Origin of the sequence: Stenotrophomonas sp. 2YAF22 (genome assembly GCF_052114665.1) — a bacterium.
In the GTDB taxonomy this organism is placed as follows: domain Bacteria; phylum Pseudomonadota; class Gammaproteobacteria; order Xanthomonadales; family Xanthomonadaceae; genus Stenotrophomonas; species Stenotrophomonas indicatrix.
The window spans coordinates 1-8,199 of sequence record NZ_JBFRFE010000131.1 but is presented as its reverse complement, the minus strand read 5'-3'; the positions used below and the strand labels follow the sequence as shown (position 1 = coordinate 8,199).

Below are 8,199 nucleotides of genomic sequence, written 5' to 3'. Positions count from 1 at the left end.
CTTGCTCGTGTGCGCTGTCCTGCGCACACGGCAAGACCGGGGTTGGGCATCCTGCCCAACCCGCCCGAGGCATGCCTCGCGCCCATGGCGCCAACGGTCCTGCATTGCGTCCCCCTCCCGCGCGCTTCAGGGTTGGCCGCGAGCGCGGAGGGGGTGGCAAGGCAGGAGCAAAAACAAAGGCGCCTTTCGGCGCCTTTGTTTCCACAGCTTGCTGGAGCGGTCGATCAGCCCTTGGCGACGGTGGCCACGGCCTTGGCGACGTATTCCAGGTTGTTCTGGTTCAGCGCAGCCACGCAGATGCGGCCGGTGCCGACGGCGTAGATGCCGAACTCGTCGCGCAGGCGCTCGACCTGTTCGCGGCTCAGGCCGGAGTACGAGAACATGCCCGCCTGTTCGTTGATGAAGCCGAACTGCGGGGCGCCGGCGGCGGCCAGCTTCTCGACCAGGCCCTGGCGCAGGGCGTGGATGCGCTCGCGCATCTCGGTCAGCTCCTGCTCCCACATCGCGCGCAGTTCCGGATTGGTCAGTACACCGGCAACCAGTGCAGCACCGTGGGTGGAGGGGCTGGAGTAGATCGTGCGGATCACGCGCTTGACCTGCGACTGCACGGCCTTGGCGTCAGCGGCGGTCGGCGCGACCATCGACAGCGCACCCACGCGCTCGCCATACAGCGAGAACGACTTGGAGTACGAGTTGGCGACGATGAAGCTGTCGATGCCGGCCTCGGCGATGGTGCGCACCGCGGCGCCGTCCTGCTCGATGCCCTTGTCGAAACCCTGGTAGGCCATGTCGATGAAGGGGAACAGCTGGCGGTCCTTCAGCAGCTGTGCGACCTGCTTCCACTGGCTGACGGTGAGGTCGGCGCCGGTGGGGTTGTGGCAGCAGGCGTGCAGCAGCACCACGGTGCCCGCTTCCAGCTTGCCCAGGTCGGCCAGCAGGCCGTCGAAGTTGACGCCATGGGTGGTCGGGTCGAAGTAGGTGTAATCGACCACCTCGAAACCAGCGGCGCTGAACACGGCGCGGTGGTTYTCCCAGCTCGGGTTGCTGAGTGCGACGGTGGCGTGCGGCAGCAGCTTCTTCAGCACGTCGGCGCCGACACGCAGCGCACCGCTGCCACCGACAGTCTGGGCGGTGGTGACACGGCCGGCGGCCAGCAGCGGCGAGTCCTTGCCGAACACCAGCTCACGGGTGGCCTGGGTGTACGCCGGCAGGCCATCGATCGGCAGGTAGCCGCGCGGTTTGGCTTCGTTGGCGAGCTGCTGCTCGATCTGCTTGACGGCGCGCAGCAGCGGAATGCGGCCGCTCTCGTCGTAGTAGATGCCCACACCCAGGTTGACCTTGGTCGGGCGGCTGTCGGCGTTGTACGCCTCGGTCAGGCCCAGGATCGGGTCGCCTGGGACCAGTTCCACGTTTGCAAAGAAGGACACGGCGGTACTCGTTCGGTAGACGGAAAGGGGGAGGAATTGCGCCACGCGGCTTGCGGCCTGTCGGCCGAAACCGACCCATCGTAACAAAGCCTGCCGGGGCTGGCCGCCGCCATCGTCATCCGCCTGCCCGTACCATGGCGTGCGTTGCCGCCCGATCCATCAACCTGAATCATGAATCCCAGCGCACGACGCCAATGCCTGCCGCTTTCCGCCCTGCTGCTGCTGCCTTTGGCGGTGACGGCCGAGCCATTGCCGACCGCCCTGCCGGCTGTGCAGGTGCAGGCCGCGCGGGTGCCCGGCGTCGACCCCTTCGCCCTGCCCGCCAGCCTGGATACGGTGTGGATCGACGCCGACCGTACCGGCCCGGGCACGCAGCTGTCCGAGGCGCTGGGCGGGGTGCCGGGCCTGCTGGCCCGGGACCGGCAGAACTTCGCGCAGGACACCCAGCTGTCGATCCGTGGCTTCGGCGCCCGTTCGACCTTTGGCGTGCGCGGGGTGCGGGTGCTGATCGATGGGGTGCCGGCGACCATGCCCGATGGCCAGGGCCAGCTGTCGCACGCCAGCCTGCTCGGTGCCGAGCGCATCGAGGTGCTGCGCGGGCCGTTCTCGGCGCTGTACGGCAATTCGTCCGGCGGCGTGCTGCAGGTGTGGAGCGCGCAGGGCCAGGCCGGTGACCCGTGGCGGCTGCGGGTGAATGCCGGTGCCGACAACACGCTCAGCGTCGGCGCGCAGCTGCGCGGGGCGGGCCCTGGCGTCGACTACAACGTGGCCGCCAACCATTTCAGCACCGATGGCTGGCGTGACCACAGCCGCGCGCGCCGCGAATCGTTGAACGCGCGGCTGGGCACCGAGCTCGCGGGCGGCCGCCTGGAACTGCTGCTCAACGCGCTGCACGCGCCGAACGCGCAGGACCCGCTGGGGCTGACCCGCGCGCAGGTGGCGGCCGACCCGCGCCAGGCCACGGCGGTGGCTGAGCAGTACAACACCCGAAAATCGGTGCGCCAGCAGCAGGCAGGCCTGCGTTGGACCCGTGAAGCCGGTGCACAGCGCTGGCAACTGATGGGCTATGCCGGGCAGCGCGAGGTGACCCAGTACCTGCCGATTCCGCCGGGACCGCAGGCCAACCCATTGCACGCCGGTGGCGTGATCGACCTGGATGGCGGCTACGGCGGGCTGGACGCGCGCTGGGGCTGGAACGGCGATCTGTGGGGGCGACCGCTGGATCTGGTGGTGGGCGTGAATGCCGATCGCCAGCGCCAGCACCGCACCGGCTACGAGAACTTCGTCGGCACCATCGTGGGGGTACGCGGGCGCCTGCGTCGCGACCAGATCGACATCGTGCAGAACGTGGACCAGTTCGCCCAGGCGTGGTGGCAATGGAGCCCGCGCTGGTCGCTGCTGGCCGGGGTGCGCCACAGCGCGGTGCGCTTCGAATCGGATGATCGCTACATCGTCGGGCGCAATCCGGACGACAGTGGTCGCCGTGGCTACCAGGCCACCACGCCAGTGGCRGGTGTCAGCTTCGAGGCAAGCCCGCAGTGGCGCCTGCACGCGGCGATCGGGCGTGGCTTTGAAACCCCGACGTTCAACGAGCTGGGCTACCGCGCCGACGGCCAGGCCGGGCTGGCGCTGGATCTGGCGGCCGCCCGCAGCCGCAGCCTGGAAGTGGGCAGCAAGTGGCACGCGCAGGATGGAAGACAGCTCGATGTGAGCCTGTTCCGTGCAGATACTGACGATGAACTGGCCGTTGCCAGCAGCACCAATGGTCGCAGCACGTACCGCAACATCGGCCGTACCCGCCGCCAGGGTGTGGAGCTGCAGTACCGGCAGCCGTTGGCCGAGCAGCTGGAGCTGCAGCTGGCCTGGACCTGGCTGCAGGCGCAGGTGCGTTCGCCCTATCTGGCCTGTGCGGCCAGCAACTGCGCAGTGCCCGACACCGTGGTTGCCGCTGGCAGCCGCCTGCCCGGCGTGCCCCGRCAGCAGGCGTATGCCCGCCTGCAGTGGTCGCCGGGGCAGTGGCAGTGGGGATTGGAAGCTGCCGCCAGCAGCGATGTGGTGGTGAATGACATCGCAACCGAGCGCGCACCGGGATACGCGCTGCTGAACCTGGACGCCGGTCGCCGCTGGACGCTGCAGGCGGGTGACCTGCGTGCATTCGCACGTATCGACAACGTGCTGGACCAGCGCTACATCGGCTCGGTGATCGTCAATGACGGTAACGGCCGGTTCTTTGAACCGGGGCCGGACCGCCGCGCCAGCGTTGGCCTGCAGTGGTCATGGCGTTAGGCGGGCCCCGGTAGCGCCGGGCCATGCCCGGCGAGCGCGCAGCGCGGACGTGACGGATCCGCCGGGCATGGCCCGGCGCTACCGATCAATCCGGGGCCTTGGCGGGCACGAACGGTGAGGTTGGATCGCTGGCCGGGAAGGTCTCTTCCAGCGCCTCGTCCTGGTTGTCGCTGGCGTGCTGCTTGCGCTCGCGCCGCTTCAGCGGACTTTCCTGGCCACCGCGATTGCGGTCACCGCAGTCCTTGCGGTCCTGGGCGGCCTGTTCAGGCCGGCGCACGACGGGCAGTACGCCTTCGTCCGGTGTCGACATGCCGGCGCCACGGTCCTCGGCGTCGGCCAGATCGTGTTTGCCGCGCTGCTCGCCCGGCTCGGGGGTGTGGTTCTCACGCAGGGGGTCACGGGTGGTGGTCATGGGGCGTTCCTCCGGTAGGCCTCCACTAGAGCGCGGACGAAGTAAAGCCACTGCGAACCTGGCGTCATGAACATCTTTGTCACGACTGGATAACGGCGGCGCGCGTATTCCTGCCCACCCGCCCTGCTGCAGGAGCCGGCCATGCCCCGTCTTGAACGCCCCGCCCCGTCCGTGTTCAACGCCCTGCTGGATCCGCTTGGCCAGCGCAGCACGCAGCGCCGGACGCGCCGCCTGGAGGATCCGCAGGCGGTGGCGCAGGATTACCTGCAGTACATGCTGAGCGACTACGAGGAACGCCGCGGGCAGGGGCATCGCAACTGGCGCGATCTGTGCCCGGTGTATGCCTTCGCGCTGACCACCCATGCCGCTGACTGGCCGCGTGGCGGTGAGGCCGATACCAGTGGCGAACTGGCCGAGCACTGGGACCAGATGCGCGGACAGTCGCGCCTGAACTGGGCACAGGCGCAGCCGGTGGTGGAAGATGCCTGGCGCGCGCTGGACCATATCCCCGCCGCTGCGGTGAGGCCGCTGCTGCAGTAGTGCCGGTCGCTGGCAGGCATCGCCAGGATTCAAGGAGCTGCCGGCCAGCGGCCGGCACTACCGCATGGTCTGCACGTGGCCGACACGGTTGTTTCACGGTAGCCGGCTGAAGCTGGCTACCCCTGCTGAAACACAGGTGCGCATCATGGCCCGCCCGATCTGGACCGGTACGCTTTCCTTCGGCCTGCTCAACGTACCGGTCTCGCTGATGTCCGGCGAGCGCAAGGTCGACCTGCACTTCCGCATGCTGGATTCGCGCGATCGCAAACCGATCCGCTTCGAACGGGTCAACGCCGACACCGGCGAGGAAGTGCCGTGGAAGGACATCGTCAAAGCCTACGAGTACGACAAGGGCAGCTACGTCGTGCTGGAGGAAGACGATATCCGTTCGGCGGCGCCGGAAAGCCATGAAACGGTGGAGGTGGAAACCTTTGTCGACGCCAGCCAGATCGACCCGCGTTACTACGAGAAGCCTTATCTGCTGGTGCCGGGTAAAAAGGCTGAGAAAGGCTACGTGCTGCTGCGGGAAACGCTGCGCAGCACTGGCAAGGTCGGCATCGCCCGGGTGGTGGTGCGCACGCGCGAGTACCTGTGCGCGGTGATGCCCAACGATGACGCGCTGGTGCTGATGATCCTGCGCTATCCGCAGGAACTGGTCGAGCCTGACGACTACAAGCTGCCCAGTGGAAAGCTTGCCGATTACCGCATCACCAGCAAGGAAACGGCGATGGCCGAGCAGTTGATCGAGTCGATGGCCGGTGACTGGGATCCTTCCCAGTACCACGATGAGTTCCGCGAACGCCTGCAGCAGGTGCTGAACAAGCGCATCAAGTCCAAGGGCGGCACCACCCAGGTGGAGGACGAGCCGGCACCGCGCGAGGACGCAACCACCAACGTGGTGGACTTCATGGCGCTGCTGCAGAAGAGCCTGGATGCCAACAAGCGCACGCCGGCGAAGAAGGCGGCCGCGCGCAAGGCTCCAGCCAAGAAGGCAGCGGCGAAGAAGGCACCGGCAAAAAAAGCCCCTGCGAAGAAGGCTGCAAAGAAGACCGCCGCGCGACGCAAGGCAGGTTGAGCCATGTCGTTGCATCAGTACCGGCGCAAGCGTCGGCTGGGCGGAGGCACCGGGCAGACCCCCGAGCCGGATGAGGCGCCTGCACGGGGCAACCCGAAGCGGCGGCCGATCTTCGTGGTCCAACTGCACCACGCCAGCAGCCGCCACTACGATTTCCGCCTGGAAATGGATGGCGTGCTGAAGAGCTGGGCGGTGCCGAAGGGGCCGTCGCTGCGGGTGGGTGAGAAGCGCCTGGCGGTGGAGGTGGAAGACCACCCTCTTTCCTATGCCGGCTTCGAAGGTGACATTCCGGAAGGACACTACGGCGCCGGTCACGTCGATGTGTTCGACCACGGCAGCTGGGCCTGCGAAGGTGATCCGCTGCAAGCACTGGCTGCGGGCAAGATCGACTTCGTGCTGCACGGGCAGCGCCTGGCCGGTGGCTGGAAACTGGTACGCACGGCGATGAAGGGCCGTCAGGTGCAGTGGCTGCTGATCAAGCGCGATGACGCGCAGGCACGGGATGCGGAGGCGGACGATCTGCTGCACACGCCAGCGCGAACATCCGCGAAGAGGTCCCGGGCTTCAGCGAAGAAGACGGCTCCAGCGCCACGTGGCGCACACCCACGCAAGGCCGATGCACGCTGGCATGCGCGCGCGTTGCAGCTGGACGGGGCGCGCGACAAAAGCTACCCGCACCAGTTCAAGCCACAGCTCACCGATCACCGCGACACCGCGCCCGATGGCGAGCGCTGGCTGCACGAGATCAAGTGGGATGGCTACCGGCTGCTGGCCGATCTGCACGAGGGCGAGGTAGCGCTACGCTCGCGCAATGGCCTGGATTGGACGGCGGATTTTCCCGAAGTGGTGCAGGCCGTACAGGCGCTGCCGGTGCGCGATGCGCGCCTGGATGGAGAACTGGTGGTGCTGGACGACAACGGCCGCAGCGACTTCGCCGCGCTGCAGCGGGTGATCGACGGTAGTTCGAAACAACCGCTGCGCTTCATCGTGTTCGATCTGCCGGGCGTGGCCGGGGTCGACATCAGCCGCGCGCCGTTGCTGCAACGCAAAGCACTGCTGAAAGAACTGATCGGTGATGCAGTTGGCACGCTGGCCTTCAGCGAGCACGTCATCGACCACGGCCCGGCGGTGTTCGACGCCAGCGGCAAGGCGGGCTTCGAAGGCATCGTAAGCAAGCAGGTCGACGCGCCCTACGTGAACACCCGCGCGCGCAGCTGGGTGAAGGTGAAGCATGAGGACACCGATGAATTCCTGATCATCGGCCACACCGCACCCAAAGGCTCGCGGGTGGGATTTGGTTCGCTGCTGCTGGCCACGCCGGACAAGGGCGGCCTGCGCTATGTCGGCCGGGTCGGTACCGGCTTCGACGATGAGAGCCTGCGCGCGCTCTCGGCCACGCTGGCACCGTTGGCGGTGAACGCCGCGGTGCTGGAGCTGCCGTCGCATGTCCCCTTCCGTGCGGCCAGCGTGCGCTGGGTGAAGCCGGTGACGGTGGCCGAGGTCGCGTTCCGCGGCTGGGGCAAGGAAGGATTGCTGCGCCAGGCCAGCTTCAAGCGACTGCGCAGCGACAAGAAGAAGGAGGACCTGGCGATGAGTGCAGCACCGGCCGACGACGGCGACGACGTGGCCATCACCCATCCCGAGCGCGTGGTGTTCGCGAAGAAGAAGCTCAGCAAGGGTGACGTTGCCGACTACTACCGGCAGATGGCGCGCTGGATCCTGCCGGAAATCAGTGGACGACCGCTGTCGCTGCTGCGCTGTCCCGATGGCGTGGGCAAGGCCTGTTTCTTCCAGAAGCACCACGGCCAGGGCCTGGGCGACGCCGTGCATGCAGTGCCGCTGCAGCAGAAGAGCGGGCGCGAGGACTACGTCTATATCGATGACGAACGCGGGCTGCTGCAATTGGTGCAGATGAACACCCTGGAGCTGCATCCCTGGGGGGCGACGGTGGCCGACCCCGAGCATCCCGACCGGCTGGTGTTCGATCTTGATCCGGGTGAGGGCGTGAGCTGGGCCGACGTCAAGCGCGGCGCGCGCGATGTGCGCGATCGACTGCAGGAGACCGGGCTGCAGAGCTTCGTGCGGTTGTCCGGTGGCAAGGGCGTGCATGTGGTGGTGCCACTGCAACCTGCGGCCGACTGGGAGGACGCGAAAGCGTTTTGCGAAGCCTTCGCGCAGGCGATGGCCGAACAGGCGCCGGACCGCTACGTGGCGACGATGAGCAAGGCCAAGCGCAGCGGCGTGATCTTCATCGACTGGCTGCGCAATACACGCGGTGCGACCAGCGTGTGTTCGTGGTCGCTGCGTGCGCGGGATAGCGCGGGCGTGGCGGTGCCACTGCGCTGGGAGGAGCTGGCGCGGGTGAGTGCTGCCGATGCGTTTCCGATGGACAAGGCGTTGGCACGGGCGAAGCGTTTGAAGGCGGATCCGTGGCAGGGCATCGACGCGCTGAAGCAGAC

General features: G+C 67.6%; 6 protein-coding genes. 4 read left to right on the top strand and 2 right to left on the bottom strand.

All coding sequences use genetic code 11. From position 1 onward, the window contains the following. Nucleotides 1-224: 224 nt before the first annotated feature. A complete protein-coding gene (locus tag AB4Y84_RS07530; protein WP_312786743.1) occupies nucleotides 225-1,427 on the bottom strand; it encodes an amino acid aminotransferase in 1,203 nt (400 codons plus the stop codon). A gap of 171 nt (nucleotides 1,428-1,598) precedes the next feature. Between AB4Y84_RS07530 and AB4Y84_RS07525 the strand changes: the two genes are divergently transcribed. Continuing rightward, a complete protein-coding gene (locus AB4Y84_RS07525; RefSeq protein WP_442244257.1) occupies nucleotides 1,599-3,713 on the top strand; it encodes a TonB-dependent receptor family protein in 2,115 nt (704 codons plus the stop codon). An 85-nt stretch (nucleotides 3,714-3,798) separates the two neighbouring features. On the opposite strand, the gene AB4Y84_RS07520 is transcribed toward AB4Y84_RS07525, so the two are convergent. Next, nucleotides 3,799-4,125 carry a hypothetical protein gene (locus AB4Y84_RS07520; RefSeq protein WP_025875523.1) on the bottom strand — a complete coding sequence of 109 codons (327 nt, stop codon included), beginning with the start codon at nucleotides 4,123-4,125 and terminating at the stop codon, nucleotides 3,799-3,801. A 141-nt stretch (nucleotides 4,126-4,266) separates the two neighbouring features. Here AB4Y84_RS07520 and AB4Y84_RS07515 point away from each other — a divergent pair, with 141 nt between their 5' ends. From AB4Y84_RS07515 to ligD, 3 genes are all read left to right on the top strand, one after another. Further along, a complete protein-coding gene (locus AB4Y84_RS07515) occupies nucleotides 4,267-4,665 on the top strand; it encodes a hypothetical protein (protein ID WP_025875521.1) in 399 nt (132 codons plus the stop codon). 145 nt (nucleotides 4,666-4,810) lie between these two features. Further along, complete coding sequence (ku, locus tag AB4Y84_RS07510) at nucleotides 4,811-5,740, top strand: non-homologous end joining protein Ku (protein WP_442244258.1); 930 nt, start codon at nucleotides 4,811-4,813, stop codon at nucleotides 5,738-5,740. A 3-nt stretch (nucleotides 5,741-5,743) separates the two neighbouring features. Beyond that, on the top strand, nucleotides 5,744-8,199 hold a 2,456-nt coding region (ligD, locus tag AB4Y84_RS07505; RefSeq protein WP_442249943.1), incomplete at its 3' end, for a DNA ligase D.